This is a genomic window from Pseudomonas sp. 910_23, assembly GCF_052850795.1.
The window spans coordinates 18,847-35,368 of sequence record NZ_VXCZ01000027.1 but is presented as its reverse complement, the minus strand read 5'-3'; the positions used below and the strand labels follow the sequence as shown (position 1 = coordinate 35,368).

General features: G+C 57.0%; 15 protein-coding genes and 1 tRNA gene. 8 read left to right on the top strand and 8 right to left on the bottom strand.

Annotated features, from left to right (window positions below; all coding sequences use genetic code 11):
- Positions 1 to 21: 21 nt before the first annotated feature.
- Positions 22 to 1,140, bottom strand: a complete 1,119-nt coding sequence (locus FW800_RS25445) for an acyltransferase family protein (protein WP_446438708.1) — start codon at positions 1,138 to 1,140, stop codon at positions 22 to 24.
- 121 nt (positions 1,141 to 1,261) lie between these two features.
- On the opposite strand from FW800_RS25445, the gene FW800_RS25440 reads away from it, so the two are divergent.
- The 4 genes from FW800_RS25440 to FW800_RS25425 all read left to right on the top strand — a co-directional run bounded on the left by FW800_RS25440 (position 1,262) and on the right by FW800_RS25425 (position 4,100).
- Positions 1,262 to 1,459 carry a hypothetical protein gene (locus FW800_RS25440; protein WP_446438707.1) on the top strand — a complete coding sequence of 66 codons (198 nt, stop codon included), beginning with the start codon at positions 1,262 to 1,264 and terminating at the stop codon, positions 1,457 to 1,459.
- Positions 1,456 to 1,698 (top strand): hypothetical protein, encoded by a 243-nt coding sequence (locus tag FW800_RS25435; protein ID WP_446438706.1) that lies wholly within the window; start codon positions 1,456 to 1,458, stop codon positions 1,696 to 1,698. The genes FW800_RS25440 and FW800_RS25435 overlap by 4 nt, the downstream gene beginning before the upstream one ends.
- Before the next feature lie 62 nt (positions 1,699 to 1,760).
- A complete protein-coding gene (terL, locus tag FW800_RS25430; protein WP_446438705.1) occupies positions 1,761 to 3,503 on the top strand; it encodes a phage terminase large subunit in 1,743 nt (580 codons plus the stop codon).
- A gap of 408 nt (positions 3,504 to 3,911) precedes the next feature.
- A complete protein-coding gene (locus FW800_RS25425; RefSeq protein ID WP_446438704.1) occupies positions 3,912 to 4,100 on the top strand; it encodes a hypothetical protein in 189 nt (62 codons plus the stop codon).
- A gap of 24 nt (positions 4,101 to 4,124) precedes the next feature.
- Here the strand turns inward: FW800_RS25425 and FW800_RS25420 are convergent, their stop codons facing one another.
- Positions 4,125 to 5,813 carry a DUF6538 domain-containing protein gene (locus tag FW800_RS25420; protein ID WP_446438703.1) on the bottom strand — a complete coding sequence of 563 codons (1,689 nt, stop codon included), beginning with the start codon at positions 5,811 to 5,813 and terminating at the stop codon, positions 4,125 to 4,127.
- Positions 5,814 to 5,917: 104 nt separating this feature from the next.
- Positions 5,918 to 6,007 (bottom strand) — tRNA-Ser (locus tag FW800_RS25415).
- Positions 6,008 to 6,328: 321 nt separating this feature from the next.
- Here FW800_RS25415 and FW800_RS25410 point away from each other — a divergent pair.
- From FW800_RS25410 to FW800_RS25400, 3 genes are all read left to right on the top strand, one after another.
- Positions 6,329 to 7,021, top strand: a complete 693-nt coding sequence (locus FW800_RS25410; protein ID WP_148852835.1) for a crotonase/enoyl-CoA hydratase family protein — start codon at positions 6,329 to 6,331, stop codon at positions 7,019 to 7,021.
- A gap of 212 nt (positions 7,022 to 7,233) precedes the next feature.
- Positions 7,234 to 7,977, top strand: coding sequence for a 1-acylglycerol-3-phosphate O-acyltransferase (locus FW800_RS25405; protein ID WP_103733607.1), 744 nt, complete (start codon positions 7,234 to 7,236; stop codon positions 7,975 to 7,977).
- A gap of 156 nt (positions 7,978 to 8,133) precedes the next feature.
- Positions 8,134 to 9,105 carry a magnesium and cobalt transport protein CorA gene (locus tag FW800_RS25400; RefSeq protein WP_032879893.1) on the top strand — a complete coding sequence of 324 codons (972 nt, stop codon included), beginning with the start codon at positions 8,134 to 8,136 and terminating at the stop codon, positions 9,103 to 9,105.
- On the opposite strand, the gene FW800_RS25395 is transcribed toward FW800_RS25400, so the two are convergent.
- From FW800_RS25395 to FW800_RS25385, 3 genes are all read right to left on the bottom strand, one after another.
- Positions 9,083 to 9,820, bottom strand: a complete 738-nt coding sequence (locus FW800_RS25395; protein WP_446438702.1) for an amidotransferase — start codon at positions 9,818 to 9,820, stop codon at positions 9,083 to 9,085. The two genes, FW800_RS25400 and FW800_RS25395, sit on opposite strands and share 23 nt — an antisense overlap.
- A 92-nt stretch (positions 9,821 to 9,912) precedes the next feature.
- Positions 9,913 to 12,060: a 3-hydroxyacyl-CoA dehydrogenase NAD-binding domain-containing protein gene (locus FW800_RS25390; protein ID WP_446438701.1), complete on the bottom strand. Its 2,148-nt coding sequence runs from the start codon at positions 12,058 to 12,060 to the stop codon at positions 9,913 to 9,915.
- Positions 12,061 to 12,076: 16 nt separating this feature from the next.
- Positions 12,077 to 13,282 (bottom strand): acetyl-CoA C-acetyltransferase, encoded by a 1,206-nt coding sequence (locus tag FW800_RS25385; protein WP_032879889.1) that lies wholly within the window; start codon positions 13,280 to 13,282, stop codon positions 12,077 to 12,079.
- A 651-nt stretch (positions 13,283 to 13,933) separates the two neighbouring features.
- Between FW800_RS25385 and FW800_RS25380 the strand changes: the two genes are divergently transcribed.
- Entirely contained in the window at positions 13,934 to 14,740 is an 807-nt protein-coding gene (locus tag FW800_RS25380) for a c-type cytochrome (RefSeq protein ID WP_078822079.1), read from the top strand.
- 34 nt (positions 14,741 to 14,774) lie between these two features.
- Here FW800_RS25380 and FW800_RS25375 read toward each other — a convergent pair whose 3' ends face one another.
- Together FW800_RS25375 and FW800_RS25370 are read right to left on the bottom strand one after the other, a co-directional pair.
- On the bottom strand, positions 14,775 to 15,575 hold the full coding sequence (locus FW800_RS25375) for a transglutaminase family protein (protein ID WP_005790450.1): 801 nt from the start codon (positions 15,573 to 15,575) through the stop codon (positions 14,775 to 14,777).
- The gene (locus FW800_RS25370) at positions 15,572 to 16,519 is read right to left on the bottom strand and encodes an alpha-E domain-containing protein (RefSeq protein WP_005790452.1); all 948 of its coding nucleotides are present in this window, start codon (positions 16,517 to 16,519) and stop codon (positions 15,572 to 15,574) included. The genes FW800_RS25375 and FW800_RS25370 overlap by 4 nt, the downstream gene beginning before the upstream one ends.
- Between the last annotated feature and the right edge of the window lie 3 nt (positions 16,520 to 16,522).

Here is a 16,522-nt window from a genome sequence, read left to right as displayed (position 1 = left end):
GTCTAAGCTGGGCACTCTCTATTAGGAGGCTATAGCTGTCTCGGTTGGAATGCGTTTATGTAGCGCATCCCTGACCATATTAGACAGCTTTTGCTCAAGCAGGTATTGGGAGGCCGCCGCAACCGATACACATACGACAGCAGAAAAGACGAAGTATCCCCATGTGTGCATGTAGGGACTGAAACCAAGAGAACCCACTGAATAGTCCATAACCGCCCTAGTGGGGTAATGCGTCAGGTACAACGAGTAAGATATTTTGCCAAGCCACATTAGAATTTTTGGTGACTTGATATGCACGGTTTTGCTGCATATGGCTATAGTCAAAACCATGAACGCCAATGGCCCGCCCCAATTAGTTATTCCATGCGAGGACGCTGGGCCCGAGTAGTTGAACCAGACTGCCAGTGCCACACTGAAAGCAAGAAGATTTACACAAACAACCTTACTGCTAATAGAGATATGCTTTTCTAGATATAAGTAACCAATTAAAGCCCCTGCCACAAACTCCAAGATGATTGGGTTCGCTACCAAGTTCAAGTAGTTAAATTCAAACCGATAGTACGTAAAAGGATCGGTGGAGAATGTGCGAGTCAGGAGCGGAATAAGAATAACGGTTAACGCTATCCATGTGAGCATGGCGACGAGTCGAAATCTCTTGAAGAGCAGCGACGCAGCAAACACTGCATAAAAGTACATTTCAAAATTCAAAGTCCAGCCGAGGGGGAAGACCGGCTCAAAGTAAAGCGGCGCCATTTCCTTGACTGGAATAAATGTTAGGCTTTTCAAAAGAACAATCAGGTTCTCAGTGTTGCTGAAATATTCGATACCTGAATAGGCGATGAAGATCCACAGCACTGATACAACTGCGTATGTAGGCCAAACCCTAGAGAACCTGCTGATTGCGAAATTCTTAACATCATCTAACGTTCCGGTGGCCTTCCTGGTCGAGTAAACCATGATAAAACCGCTGATGATAAAGAACAGGTCAACACCCATGGCGCCGGGAAGTAAAATACTTTCAATTAGAGAGTAGTTAGGGGAGCCTACCAGATACTCGCGGGAGTGACAGAGGACTACCAGTAGCGCAGCAATACCTCTTAACGCCTGCACCCAATCCAACTTCCCTGTTTCGTTTCTCATTACTAACCAACTGTTCGATGTGATTCTTCGACCTGTGTGACAGCCTAGGTCTTACGGCCAAGCATCATAAGGGGACCGGGAGCACTTCGCCAGCCCACGATGAAAACTCACGCAGATACCTATGTTTAAACTTGATTTTACCAACGGGACCCTTCAATGGACCCCTCAAGCAGTAGCCGGGGTTGACATCTCGGTACGCCTATTCTACGGCCTCACCCTGAACGAATGGTTTTACGTCACCGTCATCCTGGCGACCTTCGTTCAGATGTGGGCGGTCATCTACAAAACCCGAAAGGGCACCTCTAAGGACAAAGAATGAACGAACGCCTCATAGAGATCCTTCAGGAAATCCACAGCGAGCTTGCAACGCAGCTCCTAGCGGACCTTAGGGACGACTCAAAACGGGGGCCTCCCCTCTACAACCAGATCATCAAGTTTCTGAAAGACAATGGCATTGATGCCTTGCCCAAAGGCGGTAATCCGGTGGACTCGCTCCTGAATGGTCTAGCCGAGTATGAAGCCGAGGTAAACGAAGCGGCTGGTATGAATAAGCACTAAGCCGGTTCAAGGAAGAACCCTAGGGGCCCCGCAATGGGGCCTCTTTTGTTATTGGAGTCGCAATGACCCAAGCAGAACAAAAGAAGCTCTTAACGAACTTCGCGCTATTCGTATGGGTGGTTTGGAAGTCTATCGGGCTTCCCCCTCCGACCCCCATTCAAACTGACATGTCGAACACCCTTCAGGCGCCGCCCTCCCGAAGGTTCATCATTCAAGGCTTCCGAGGGGTCGCTAAGTCTTTCATCACTTGCGCCTATGTCGTCTGGATGCTCTGGAGGAACCCTAACCTCAAGATCATGATTGTCTCGGCCTCAAAGGAACGAGCTGACGCCAACGCCCAGTTCATCAAGAAGATCATCGCTGAGCTGGACTTCCTGAGCCACCTGAGGGCCGGAAAGGATCAACGGGATACCCAAAACATCTTTGATGTGGGTCCAGCAGCACCGGACCACTCCCCTTCCGTGAAGTCCGTGGGTATTACCGGACAGCTCACAGGTTCTCGTGCGGACATCATCATTGCGGATGACGTGGAAGTTCCCGGTAACTCATTCACCCAAGCCATGCGGGATAAGCTATTTGAGCTCGTGAAGGAGTTCGACGCAATCCTGAAGCCTCAGGGGTCGGTCATCTACCTTGGCACCCCTCAGAACGAGATGAGCCTATACAACGAGCTCCAGGAGCGGGGGTACACCACCTACATCTGGCCCGCTCGATTCCCTTACGATCAGAAGCATAGAGACGGTTATGGGAAGCGCCTCGCTCCGTACATCGCAAGGATCTTTGATGCTGACCCTGAGGGCACAGCGGGTACTCCCACGGACCCCAAACGGTTCGATGATGAGGACCTAAAAGAACGCGAGCTCTCTTACCGTAAAGCCGGGTTCATGCTCCAGTTCATGCTGGACACAAGCCTCTCAGACGCTGACCGCTACCCGTTGAAACTCCGCGACTTGATCGTGATGGAGCTCAACAAGGAAGAAGCCCCTCTGAAGCTAACCTGGATGCCCTCACCAAGTCTTCTCCTCCAGGCCCTGGCTTTGGTCGGCCTCAAAGGGGATCGCTACTACGGTCCTCACAGCGTCTCTCAGGAGGTAGGAAAGTACACCTACAAGCTCCTGGCGATTGACCCCTCAGGCCGTGGTAAGGACGAGACTGGCTATGCAGTCCTCTACTACCTCAACGGTTATGTGTACCTGATGGAGGTTGGTGGTTTACATGACGGCTATTCAGACTCGACCCTTTCAGCACTCGCTCAGATTGCCAAGAAGTGGGATGTGAATGAGGTAGTCGTGGAGGGCAACTTCGGTGACGGCATGTTCACCAAGATCCTGACCCCTGTGATCATCGCAGAGCACCGATGCCATATCGAGGAGGTCAAGAGTAAGGGTCAGAAGGAAACCCGCATCATCGACACCCTGGAGCCTCTCGTGGCTAACCATAGGTTTGTTGTGAATATGCGGGCTGTAGATCGTGATGCTGATTCAGTATCCCAGTCCGAACACTGCCAGCCTTACCACTCGTTCTTCCACCAATTCACCCGTTTGACCGCTGACAGGGGATCCCTGAAGGCTGATGACCGCTTGGACTCCGTGGCGATTGGTGTAGCCCGCCTGACGGCAGTCATGGACGTGAACCCGGATGAGGGTGTGAAGGTCGCCCAGGAGGACTTCATTGAGAACGCCATGGAAGGGCTCATGAACGTGGTCACTAGAACACTGAGCGTCTGCGGGATCTCCATTCAGGCTTCCGAAGAAGAAGGCCCTGAAGGCTCCTGGGAGAGCCTCAACTGGATGGATAATAGATAGCTGCACCTTGCCCCTTGGTGAGTCCTTAACGGGATTCATTGAGGGGCTATTTTTTCTGAGCTAAAGTGGTTAGCCCCGCCAGGAAAACCCTTATGACCCTCGACCTCTTCATAGCTCTGTGGCCCATTCCGGCATACCTCTTATGGAGACTCTTAAGGAGTTAATCAGTTTCTCCTCACCTATAAGAGACCTCATTTCTCCTCACCTTAGATCCCCCCCGAGAGCACATATAGAGAGGAGACCCTCTCGCTCACAGGGACATGCTTAGGTATAGACAGGAGGAATGTACTCAGGAGTACCCAAGGTGAATGCCTCGGGAGTCCCTGAGCAACGCCCACCGAGTCCTTCCCTGGGATGTGATCAATTAATGATTACCCATCCACAGTAACCCTTCACAAGGAGTCTTCTATGACTGAAGTGAATGTAAGTGAGGACAAGGCTAAAAAGGTTCGACAGGCTCTCGGTGTGCTGGTCCGTGATAAACGCACATGGGCTTTTGTGGTCGCTGTTGCGGCTGCTGCTGGCGTTCACCTTTCTCCTGATGTCGCTCAGGCGCTTGGTGCCCTCTTAGAGGCCCTCCAGGCTCCGGCAAGCTAAAGCCTACCTTCGCCTGGAGCCCTGTCAAAGCAGCCCAGCTTCCCTAGCGATACTTGGGAACTTTGGTATTTCCTGGGCCAGCCTTTCCAGGGGCATTGTCCCGTAGTCACGGCTCACCGTGCTTCCCGAGGCTTCCCTACTGGCACCTCCAGAGTGCCCCGTAAAGGCATCATGGACATCCTCAGGGATCCCGCATGACCTACAGAGGGTCTTGAAAGCATGGCGGAAGCCGTGGCTTGGGGATGCAGGGCTATCCAGCTTGGCTACCGTCCGTAGGTAGATCCCCCAGTGTTTGCCGTAGATCTTCCCGTACCAGCCTTCCTTGTTTGGCTTAAGCGCCGGGAATAGCTGACCGCCCGGTGGGAGACCATCTACATACTCCAGGAAACCAAGTGCGATCAGGTCTGGGTGAAGAGGTACGGATCTCCGGGAGCCTTCTGTTTTAACCGTCCGTCCATCATCTTCGTCATCATCGAGAGTCCCTAGGATGCTCACATAGTGAATCCCCTCAGGACTCTTCTTGATGTCCCGCGCAAACAACTGCGTCAGCTCTTCCCTGCGGGCACCCGTATAGACGGCCAACAAGGGTATCCAGTAAAGGGCCTCCCCGAGGTCTTTAATGGGTGGGGACCAGCCTTCTTCTGTATATAGCTGGCTGGTGAATATTTTCTTCAGCTCCTCTCTGGAGTAATCCTTCCGTCTTCTGGAGCCAGCCCCTTTAGCGACCGACTTAGCAAGACGTTTAGCAACTCCAGAGGCCACCACTGGGTTCTCCTGAAGATGTCCCAGGTTGAGTGCAAATCCAAGGACTGCTGACAGGACTCTTAACCTGGTCTTGATGGTCGCAGCCTGAAGCGTAGGTAGTCCCAGAGACTGAGCTACCTCAATCTGCTTACGAGCAGTCATGCCCCGGATACCCTCACCCTTAGCTGGCATTTGCTGGAGAGCCATCCGGTAGTCCTGAACCACTTGCCGGTCTATCAGGTGAACCGGTAGATCCCCGAAGAGCTCAATGAACTTGGTTACTACCGCTTGGTACTCATCAACAGTCTTCAGCGCTGTACGTGTAGACCCTTCTGAAGCCAGCTTATCTTTTTTGAATTGATTAAAGATCTCCGATAGAGCCTTGCTATCAGACCTAATCTCCACCGTCAGAGGCTCTTTAGGAAGCACATCGGCTTTAACCGTCCAGTTACCACCATGACGAGCCAGGGCTATATCCGAGAGCTTCAGCAGATGGGAGGTAAAGGCTTCGGACAACTGGCCGTAGAGTGGTGAGCTACTTGGAACTGGCGGGAGCTTATGGGCAGACAGGGCCTGACTTATGAAAGGTCTGACAATCCCAGTTACCGTAGATGAGTCCTGTAGGATCCCACGTAGACCACTAGCGCCTTCCTCCTCATCAATGATCAGATAAGGTGTGAAGTCCCCAGAGGATTCCATGCGTGAGAGCTCCTCAGTGAACCATCTGGAGGCTAACTGCTGAACGTCTTTGGAGTTCAATAGAGTGCCGCCCTTTAGCTGAGCACGAGCTAGAGCGAACGTCTCTTCAGAGGCAACCCAGGCACCGGCAAATAAAGGCTTTGCCTCGGTCAGGTCTTTGGTCTTCAAGGACCTTTTGTAGAGCTCCCCGAGGGTCTCTTGCAGATCTTTGGGAACCTTACGTCTGAGGTAGTAAACCCCAGTCCTTGGGTCTTTCCATGGTGTAGCCATATGAGCCATTGGTGTACCCACTCGGTGTACTCAAAAAGTGGGTTTAGCCTGGGACAGAACGCAAAAAGCCCTCGAAACCTAAAGGAATCAAGGGCTTAGCAATGTGGCGGTGAAGGAGAGATTCGAACTCTCGATACAATTTCTTGTATACACACTTTCCAGGCGTGCTCCTTAAGCCACTCGGACACTTCACCGTATCTCGGCAAACCAGTTCAGTCTGTCGAGGCGCGCTAATGTAGTCGAAAGCCTTTCTGATGGCAAAGGTTTTTTTCAGAATTTTCATGCGGTTAGACGGTTATGCCATTCCCCGCCCGGCAAGGGGTGATGATTGTGCCATTCTCGGGCACCGGCGGCAGGCGTCTGGAACGGTTGCTGCGCCCTGCTGCGGGCCGTCTACCCTTGGGGAGGCGGGAAAAGCCTGACTGGGTAGTCAGTCACGGCGCTTTACCAGCGCGGGCGTGGTGAGTAACGTCTGCGCATCTACCTCTATAACAAACCCTACAAGGAACCGCGTCATGAGTGAGTTGATTGCCTACCACTTCGAAGACGGTATCGCGACCCTGACCCTGAGCAACGGCAAGGTGAATGCCATTTCTCCGGCGGTGGTCAGTGAATTCAATGCTGCGCTGGATCAGGCCGAGAAAGATCGGGCGGTGGTGATCATCACGGGCACGCCGGGGATTTTGTCGGGTGGTTATGATTTGAAGGTAATGACCGCCGGCCCCAAAGAGGCAATCAGCCTGGTGACGTCGGGCTCGACCTTGGCACGGCGCTTGTTGGCGCACCCGTTCCCGGTGATTGTGGCTTGCCCGGGCCATGCGGTAGCCAAGGGCGCGTTCCTGTTGTTGTCGGGCGATTACCGTATCGGCGTCGAAGGCCCGTTCAGCATTGGTTTGAATGAGGTGGCGATTGGCATGACCATGCACCATGCCGGTATCGAGTTGGCGCGGGATCGGCTGCGCAAGTCGGCGTTCCATCGGTCAGTGATCAATGCCGAGATGTTTGACCCCCAAGGCGCCTTGCAAGCGGGCTTCCTCGATAAGGTGGTGGCACCGGAGGAATTGCACGCAGCCGCCCTGGAAGCGGCACGTCAGTTGAAGAAGATCAATATGAATGCCCACAAGCACACCAAGTTGAAAGTGCGCCGCGCACTGCTGGAAGCCCTGGATGATGCGATCATCCAGGATCAGGGCCACAATCTGAGTTAACACCTACATCCGTCTTACCCGAGCCCGACCTAGTGTCGGGCTTTTTCTTACAAATGAATCCGACATATCCGTAGCCGCTCTAGCCGGCCTTTGTGGGCATATGTGGAAACATGCGCTTAAACATCGCCTATCTCCCACCTCTGTAGGGGCAATTGCCGAATACAGTGCACATCCGTACACTGCGCCACCTTTTGTCCCGATGGGCCGCTTCGATGCTTTTTCTGTTACGTATGTTGTTGATGGGCCTGCACTTTATGATCGCAGGGGTATTGGGCGTACTTTTAGGGGTATGCCGGCCATTCAATCCGGACAACAGCCGCCTCTGCGCCCGTCTTTACGCATTGCCAGCCATGTGGATCTTGCGCCTGAAGGTGAAGACGGATGTCGACTCGCTGCGCAACAAGCCCGGCACCTGTGTGGTGATCGCCAACCACCAGTCCAACTACGACCTGTTTGTACTTGGCAATGTAGTGCCGCACCGCACCGTATGCATCGCCAAGAAAAGCTTGAAATGGGTGCCGCTGTTCGGCCAGTTGTTCTGGCTGGCGGGCAATGTGCTGATCGACCGCGGCAATGCGCACAAGGCCCGACGCGCCATGCTCACCACCACCCAGACCTTGCAACACAAGGACACGTCGATCTGGGTGTTCCCGGAAGGTACGCGCAACCTGGGTAAAGGGCTGTTGCCGTTCAAGAAAGGTGCGTTTCATATGGCGATTGCGGCCGGCGTGCCTATCGTGCAGGTGTGTGTGAGCAACTATGTGACGCAGATGCAGCTCAACCGCTGGAACAGCGGGGAAGTGCTGATACGGTCGTTGCCGCCGATTCCTACCACTGGCATGACAGTAGATGACATCCCTCAATTGATGCTGGACTGTCATGCGCAAATGACCGCATGCATTGAAACAATGGACCGTGAACTTGCAGGAGCGAGCTTGCTCGCGAAAACCGTGTAAGCGACGCGGGTCATCTGATAGCGCTGCGTCATCGTTGATGATCTTCGCGAGCAAGCTCGCTCCACAAGGGAATGGGCAATATCAGTCAGCAACAACGGAACGCCATTCAGGCTAAGCTGCCCAACATCTGTCCTCTTATAAGAAGTGATCAGCACCATGGGTAGAGTTGTTGCGGCGGCCGTCTACAGCGCCGGAAAAAAAGTCTCGGATATCACCCTCGATGAAGGCGCGGCCTGGGCCGCCAAACCCGGACACTTTGTGTGGATCGGCCTGGAAGAGCCCAGCGCCCAGGAGTTGAACAACCTGCAACGCCAGTTCAACCTGCATGAACTGGCCATCGAAGACGCCATGGAAAAGCACAGCCGCCCGAAGCTGGAAACCTTCGGTGACGCGCTGTTTATCGTCACCTACTCACCGGTGCGCGAGAACGGCAAGCTGGAGTTTATCGAAACCCATATCTTTGCCGGCAACGGCTACATCATCACTGCACGCAACGGTCACTCGGCGTCCTACGGCTTTGTGCGCCAACGCTGTGAGGCGCGGCCGCTGTTGCTGGAGCATGGGGAAGACTTCGTACTCTATGCGCTGCTGGATTTCGTCACCGAGAACTACCAGCCGGTCAGCGAGGCGATTCACGCCGAAATCGATGAGCTGGAGCGCAATGTGCTGTGCAGTTCACTCAATGAGCGCGATATCCAGCACCTCCACGGCCTGCGTCGTGACGTGCTGCGGCTCAAGCGTCATGTGGCGCCGATGGTGGAAATCAGCCAGGAGTTGCAGAAGCTGAGCTTCCCGTTTATCGACAAGAACATGCGCCCGTATTTCCGCGATGTGCAAATCCACGTGACGCGGCAGATGGAAGACCTCACCACCCTGCGCGACATTGCCAGCCAGACCATCGAGATAGGTGTGTTGCTGGAGGCGTCGCGCCAGAGCGTGGTGCAGCGCAAGTTCGCCGCGTGGGCGGCGATCCTGGCGTTCCCCACGGCGGTGGCGGGAATTTACGGGATGAACTTTCAGAACATGCCCGAGCTGCAATGGCATTACGGCTATTTTGCGGTGCTCGGGTTTATTGCTGTGGGCTGTGGCGGTTTATGGGCCAGTTTCAAGCGTTCGGGCTGGCTTTAGCGTCTGGCTTGTGCGCGACAAAGCGCATCATCCACTCCGCCACGGTTACGCCGTGGTGGTCGCGATCCAGGCTGGCCACGCCGTTGGTGTAGACCTTCTCACCCAGGGTTGTCTGAAGAATCTCCAGCAACTCGCGGGAATAGTCATGGATAAATTCCGGATGGCCCTGGAAGCACAGCACCTGATCGCCGATGTGGTAAGCGGCGAACGGGCAGAACTCGCTGGAAGCGATGACCGTGGCATTGTCCGGCAACGTGGTGACTTGATCCTGGTGGCTGATCAATAGCGTCAGCTCCGGCACCTCGGGGCTCATCCATGGCGTCTTGGCATCCAGCTTGTAGGCGTGGGTGCCCATGCCCCAACCCTGGCTGGCACGTTCGGCCTTGCCGCCCAGTAGCAGGGCGAGCAACTGATGGCCAAAGCACACACCCAGCAACTTGTCGCCACGCTCGTACCGTGTGAGCAAATAAGCCTTGAGGGTCTGGATCCAGGGGTCAGTGCCGAACGAATCGGCCTTGCTGCCGGTGATCAGGTACGCGTCAAACACCTCGTCATCCGGCGGGTATTCGCCCTGCACCACGTTGTAGACGACAAATTCGGCGGCAATCGGTTGCTTGGCGAACAGGCGCTTGAACATCTGCCCGTAACCTTGGTACTGATCGATCAAGCCTGGACGCAGGATATCGGTTTCCAGGATGCAGACGCGTAGCGACATAAAAAATACCTGACACGGCGATGGGAATATTGCACACCCCAGAGCCTGCCTTGAAATACACCCTCAAGGCAAGCTCCCCTCCCACATTTTGCTCAGACGAACACTCCGCCCTGCGCCGCTTTCTCCAGCAACAACGCCGGTGGCGAGAAGCGCTCCCCATACTCTTCGGCCAAATAACGAGCGCGGGCGACAAAATCGTTCAGCCCGTATTGGTTGATAAACTGCAGCGCGCCGCCACTCCACGCGGCAAAGCCGATGCCGAAGATCGAACCGACGTTGGCGTCAGCCGTGGACATCAACACGCCCTCCTCCACGCAGCGCACGGTTTCGATGGCCTGGATAAACAGCAAGCGGTCGCGCACGTCCTGGGGTGAAATTCGATTGCCGGGCCGTTCGAACCGGTTTTTCAACTCTGGCCACAGGTGCTTCTGGCCACCGGCGGGGTAATCGTAAAAACCGCCGCCCGCCGCCTTGCCGGTGCGCTTGTATTCATTCACCAGCAAATCAATCACCGCTGTCGCCGGATGATTCGGCAATGCCTTGCCTTCGGCCTGCAGATCCTTGGCGGTTTGCTGTCGAATATGGCTCATCAGGCTGAGGGACACTTCATCGGACACCGCCAGCGGCCCCACCGGCATCCCGGCCTTGCGCGCTTCGGTCTCGATCATCGGCGCGGCCACGCCTTCGCCGAGCATGGCAATGCCTTCGTTGGTGAAGGTGCCGAAGACCCGCGAGGTGAAGAAGCCACGGCTGTCGTTGACCACAATCGGGGTTTTCTTGATTTGCAGGACGAAATCGAAACCGCGGGCCAGGGTCTCATCGCTGGTGTGGGTGCCTTTGATGATTTCCACCAGGGGCATCTTGTCCACGGGGCTGAAGAAGTGCAGACCGATAAACCTGGTTTGGTCCGGCACCGCCGTGGCCAGGCCGCTGATGGGCAAGGTGGAAGTGTTGGAGGCGATCACCGCATCGGCACCGACCACGCTTTGTGCGGCGGCCGAGACCCTGGCCTTGAGTTCGCGGTCTTCGAACACCGCCTCGATGATCAGGTCGCAACCGGCCAGGTCAGCGTCATCCTGCGTAGGGTGAATGCGCGCCAGGGTGGCTTCGCGCTGTTCGGCGGTCAATTGCCCACGGCTGACTTTCTTGTCCAGCAAGGCAGCGCTATGGGCTTTGCCTTTTTCGGCGGCGGCGAGATTGATGTCTTTAAGCACCACCTCGACCCCCGCACAGGCACTGACATAGGCGATGCCCGCCCCCATCATCCCGGCGCCGAGCACACCGACCTTACGGATGACGTGAGGGGCAAAACCCTGTGGGCGTGAGCTGCCGGCATTGATTTCATTAAGCTGAAACCAGAAGGTGCCGATCATGTTTTTCGCCACCTGCCCGGTCACCAGTTCGGTGAAGTAGCGGGTTTCGATCAGGTGTGCGGTGTCGAAATCCACTTGGGCACCTTCCACGGCGGCGCAGAGGATTTTCTCCGGTGCCGGGAAACAGCCATTGGTTTTGCTGCGCAAAATCGACGGGGCAATGGCGAGCATCTGCGCGACTTTGGGGTTGGACGGCGTGCCGCCAGGGATCTGATACCCCTTGTTGTCCCAGGGTTGCCTGGCCTCGGGATTGGCGAGAATCCATGCTCGGGACTTGCTCAGCAGTTGCTCGCGATCGGCTGCCAGTTCATCAATCAAGCCGGCTTGCAGGGCCTGGGCTGGCCGGACTTTTTTGCCTTCGAGCAAATACGGCAGGGCTTTTTCCAGACCCAGCATCCGCACCATGCGCACCACCCCGCCGCCACCCGGCAACAGACCAAGAGTGACTTCGGGCAGGCCCAACTGCACGGACTTGTCGTCCAGCGCGACCCGATGATGGCAGGCCAGGCAAATTTCCCAGCCACCGCCCAAGGCCGCGCCATTGATCGCGGCCACCACCGGCTTGCCGAGGGTTTCCAGGCGGCGTAACTGCGCTTTCAGCACCCGTACGCTGTCATGGAAATCCTTGGCGTGGGCCTTGTCGACCTTGATCAGTTCATTGAGGTCGCCACCGGCAAAAAAGGTCTTCTTGGCCGAGGTGATCACCACCCCGGCAATCTGGTCCTTTTCTGCTTCCAGGCGCGTGACGGTGGCCGCCATCGCTTCGCGGTAGACGGCGTTCATGGTGTTGGCGCTCTGGCCGGGCATGTCCAGGGTCAGTACCACGATCTGGTCCTGGCCTTTTTCGTAACGAATGGCATCGGTCATGACAAATTCCTTGGGCTCAGAGGCGTTCGATGATGGTGGCGATTCCCATGCCACCGCCGACACACAGGGTGGCCAGGCCGTAGCGTTGCTGGCGCACCTCCAGCTCGTCGAGCAAGGTGCCGAGAATTGCGCAACCGGTGGCGCCCAACGGGTGGCCCATGGCTATAGAGCCGCCGTTGACGTTGACCCGTGCGGCGTCGATGCCCATGTCTTTGATGAACTTGAGCACCACCGAGGCAAACGCTTCGTTGACTTCGAACAGGTCGATGTCTTCTACCCGCAGGCCGGCCTTGGCCAGCGCCTTGCGGGTGGCGGGTGCGGGGCCGGTGAGCATGATGGTCGGGTCGGTGCTGGTGACTGCCGTGGCGACAATGCGCGCCCGCGGTTGCAGGCCCAACTCGCGCCCCTTGGCCTCGGAGCCGATCAACATCAATGCCGCGCCATCAACGATGCCGGAGCTGTTGCCCGGTGTGTGCACATGGTCAATGCGTTCCACATGGCTGTAGACCCGCAGCGCGGTAGCATCAAAGCCCATCTGGCCCATCATTTCGAAGCTGGGCTTGAGCTTGCCCAAGCCTTCGAGGGTCGAGTCGCCGCGGATAAATTCGTCATGATCCAGCAGCACGATGCCGTTCTGATCCTGCACCGCGATCAACGACTTGTTGAAGGAACCGTCCGCCCGCGCCCTGGCGGCCTTCTGTTGTGACTGCAGGGCAAAGCTGTCCACATCCTGGCGAGTGAACCCTTCCAGCGTGGCAATCAGGTCAGCGCCAATACCTTGAGGGGTGAAGTGGCTGTGCATATTGGTTTGCGGGTCGAGCACCCAGGCGCCGCCATCGCTGCCCATGGGCACGCGGGACATGGATTCGACGCCACCCACCACGACCAGATCTTCGAAGCCGGAACGCACTTTCATTGCCCCCAGGTTGACTGCTTCCAGCCCCGAGGCGCAGAAGCGATTGACCTGGACGCCGGCGACGCTGATGTCCCAGTCCGCTACCAGGGCGGCGGTCTTGGCGATATCGGCGCCCTGGTCGCCCACCGGCGTGACGCAGCCCAGGACAATGTCATCCACTTGGCGGGTGTCGAGGTCGCTGCGTTGCGCCAGCGCCGTGAGCAAGCCGGCCACCAGGTTTACCGGTTTGACACTGTGCAAGGCACCATCGGCCTTGCCTTTGCCCCGGGGCGTGCGTATCGCATCAAAGATCAAAGCTTGGGTCATGACATCCTCGAACCGCTGTGGGTGTATGCCCCCTACCTTAGGCCCGATTGACACGGTTTCAATGACGGATGCGCTCATTGCTTTTGACCCCCTCGCTCGGACGAACGGTAGGTAGCTACGGGAATTGCCTGATTAATCGTTTTAGCTGTCTAGCCCTAGGGCTCGCGCCAAGATGGCAATAAGCCTCATGCGGTTTTTAGCGCAAATGCTGATTAGCTGATATGAAATGGATCTAAGCGAAGAAGATCGGGCGCTCTAAGGTTGAACCTGTAGGACACTGCTGCCGGGTTTTGCTGGAGCAGTTGTAAGAAAAGTGCAATGTCATCTCGCGATACTGAAATAAACCGGCACGCATTTGACGCTCAGGAATAACAACAAATAGGCAGTCAGCCATGTTCAAACATTCGAAAGTACGTCAGGCGGGACTTATTCTGTTCGCCACCACACTGATTCTGATCTTGCCCAATTTAACCAAGGTTATCGGGTGACGATCCAGCACCCCGTCTTCGTGCTCCCACAGCACCGGACCAGCAGCGTTTGGCAGCACCTGCCGGGATATTGCGCTTAGCGCTACCGTTGCGGGCGCTGTCTTTTTACCTGTGCGTTTCGGGTATCTTGTGCGCTATCGCCATTTATCGTCGGGCCTGTGCCTTGAAACTGATCCTCGCTTTTTTTACTGCTTTGCTGAGCCTACCCGCTGCGGCTGCGCAATTGACCATTGAGCTGGACCACGCCAGCAAGACCTGGCAGACCGCGCAGTTGCTCAAGCACCCCGAGGCGCAGGACGTGCAAATCGTCGACGACGTGTCTTACAAGCGCGACATGACCTATCGCGCGGTGCCCCTGGCGGTACTCCTACCGGGCCTGAAGCCTGCGAACCACCTGCAAGCCGTTGCCCTTGATGGCTTTGCCGCCGAACTCACCGCCGCGCCCTTGTTGGAAAAAACCGGTGCACGCGCCTGGCTGGCCGTGGAAGACCCGGCCCATCCGTGGCCGGCGCTGGCGCAAGGAAAACCCAGCGCCGGGCCGTTCTACCTGGTGTGGACCAACCCCCAAGCCGGGCATATCAGCCCGGAACAATGGCCCTTCCAGATTTCCACGATCAAGCAATTGCAGACGGTCGCCGAGCGCTTTCCAGCGTTGCTGCCCGACCCGAAGCTGGCGGCGGATGACCCGGTGAACCAAGGCTTTGCGTTATTCCAGAAGAACTGCCTGGCTTGCCATCGCCTCAATGGTGCCGGCGATGCGCAAATGGGGCCGGACCTGAATATTCCCTATAACCCGACCGAGTATTTCGGTGGCGATTTCCTCAAGCGCTACATCCGCGACCCACAAAGCCTGAGGCACTGGCCACAGGCCAAGATGCCGGCATTTGCCGCCAGCGTGTTGCCAGACCACGAGCTGGATTTGCTGGTGGGGTATTTGCAGCATATGGCGGGGCGTAAGCAGCAACCTTAAGCCTCCCACATCTGGCCTGCTGTGCTCAGGAAGTTTATTGCTGCTGCACGGAAACCAAGGTCGGGGCTACAAATACCTTGGCATGCATCTGCTCATGCCCGCCGCCACGGCGCATACCGCGTACCGGGCAGGCGTCGAGGTAGTCCAGGCCCACGGCGAGCTTCAAATGCCGCTCCGGACGGGCCAGTTGGTTGGTCACGTCAAAGCTGTACCAGGCGCCATCCAGCCAGGCTTCGGCCCAGGCATGGCTGGCCAGGTGCGCGCTGTCTTCGGTGTACAAATACCCCGACACATACCGCGCAGCAATCCCCAGGCTGCGCGCGCAGGCCAGGAATGCATGGGTGTGGTCCTGGCACACGCCCGCCGCGCCCGCGAAGGCTTGGGCGGCGCAGGTATCGACGGCAGTCGCACCTGGCGTGTAGATCATCGCTTGGTTGAGGGCCTGCATCAGGTCGATCAACGCGGTGCGGTCGCGACGCTGATGGCAGTGTTGTTCGGCAAACCGGCGCAAGGCTTCGTCGGGCTCGGTGAGGCGCGTGCTGCGCAGGAACGGAAAGGGCGACTGGCTTTCGTGCTCGGCCTCGCGCAACTCATCAATTTCTACCTGGCCGCGGGCGCCGATGATGATGGCGTCGTGGGGTTCATCCAGGGTCAGCACATGCAGGATGTTGCCGAAGGGGTCCACTTGCGCCCGCACCGGGCGCGGCAGGTCAAGTTGCCAGCTCAGCACGTGCTGGCGCTCACTGTCGTGGGGTGTAAGGCGCAGGTATTGAATGCTGGCACGTACCTGGTCTTCGTAGTGGTAGGTGGTTTCGTGGCTGATGGAGAGTCTCATGCCGCCTCCAGGTAGGAACTGTAGATGGCGTCGCCCAACTGGCGGACCAAGGGGATAAAGTCGGTCAGCCAGGCGTGCAGGCCTTCCTCAAGGATTTCGTCGATGGCGGTAAAGCGCAGGCGCGCATCCATCTCGGCGGCCAGGCGCTGGGCCGGGCGGCCGTTGAGACCGGGCAGGCTGGCGAGGATCTGGTCGATCTCTTCACTGCACGCCCGCAGTGAACGCGGGACATCAGCACGTAACAGCAGCAGCTCGGCAACCTGCCGGGCACCTGGGGCATCACGATAAATTTCGGTGTACGCCTCGAATGACGACAGCGCACGCAGCAATGCGCTCCACTGGTAATACGCGTGAGCGGTGCCATCGCTGACCGCCGCCTGGTCGCCGGCCATTTCATAGCGGGCATCCAGCAGGCGCAGGGTGTTATCGGCGCGCTCGATAAAGGTACCCAGGCGGATAAAGCGGAAGGCATCGTTACGCATGATGGTGCCGTAGGTGGCGCCGCGGAACAGGTGGGAACGCTCCTTGACCCACTCACAAAACCGGCTCATACCGTAGTGGCTCAGCCCTTGCTGGGCGATGTCACGAATGTCCAGCCAAGTGGCGTTGATGTTTTCCCACATGTCGGCGGTAATACGCCCACGCACCGCATGGGCGCTGGCCCGCGCGGCGCCAAGGCAGCTGTAGATGCTGGCCGGGTTGGCCGCATCCAGCGCGAAAAAATGCAGCAGCCGTTCGGCATGAAGTTCGCCATGACGCTCGTGATAATCCTCCAGCGTGCCAGTGATCAACAACGGCATGGCCAGTTCGTGCAGGCCATCGCCGCGCCCATCCTGGGGCATCAGCGACAGCGAATAGCTGACATCCAGCATACGCGCGAGGTTTTCTGCGCGTTCCAGATAGCGAGACATCCAGTACAAATCCGAGGCAGTTCTACTCAGCATGGC

Bases quoted from the DNA above. Each gene is read 5' to 3' on its own strand.
- FW800_RS25385 (WP_032879889.1), bottom strand. From the start codon at position 13,282: ATGACCCAAGCTTTGATCTTTGATGCGATACGCACGCCCCGGGGCAAA.
- FW800_RS25410 (WP_148852835.1), top strand. From the start codon at position 6,329: ATGAGTGAGTTGATTGCCTACCACTTCGAAGACGGTATCGCGACCCTG.
- FW800_RS25405 (WP_103733607.1), top strand. From the start codon at position 7,234: ATGCTTTTTCTGTTACGTATGTTGTTGATGGGCCTGCACTTTATGATC.
- FW800_RS25440 (WP_446438707.1), top strand. From the start codon at position 1,262: ATGTTTAAACTTGATTTTACCAACGGGACCCTTCAATGGACCCCTCAA.
- FW800_RS25435 (WP_446438706.1), top strand. From the start codon at position 1,456: ATGAACGAACGCCTCATAGAGATCCTTCAGGAAATCCACAGCGAGCTT.
- FW800_RS25395 (WP_446438702.1), bottom strand. From the start codon at position 9,820: ATGTCGCTACGCGTCTGCATCCTGGAAACCGATATCCTGCGTCCAGGC.
- FW800_RS25400 (WP_032879893.1), top strand. From the start codon at position 8,134: ATGGGTAGAGTTGTTGCGGCGGCCGTCTACAGCGCCGGAAAAAAAGTC.
- FW800_RS25420 (WP_446438703.1), bottom strand. From the start codon at position 5,813: ATGGCTACACCATGGAAAGACCCAAGGACTGGGGTTTACTACCTCAGA.
- terL (WP_446438705.1), top strand. From the start codon at position 1,761: ATGACCCAAGCAGAACAAAAGAAGCTCTTAACGAACTTCGCGCTATTC.
- FW800_RS25445 (WP_446438708.1), bottom strand. From the start codon at position 1,140: ATGAGAAACGAAACAGGGAAGTTGGATTGGGTGCAGGCGTTAAGAGGT.
- FW800_RS25425 (WP_446438704.1), top strand. From the start codon at position 3,912: ATGACTGAAGTGAATGTAAGTGAGGACAAGGCTAAAAAGGTTCGACAG.
- FW800_RS25375 (WP_005790450.1), bottom strand. From the start codon at position 15,575: ATGAGACTCTCCATCAGCCACGAAACCACCTACCACTACGAAGACCAG.
- FW800_RS25390 (WP_446438701.1), bottom strand. From the start codon at position 12,060: ATGACCGATGCCATTCGTTACGAAAAAGGCCAGGACCAGATCGTGGTA.
- FW800_RS25370 (WP_005790452.1), bottom strand. From the start codon at position 16,519: ATGCTGAGTAGAACTGCCTCGGATTTGTACTGGATGTCTCGCTATCTG.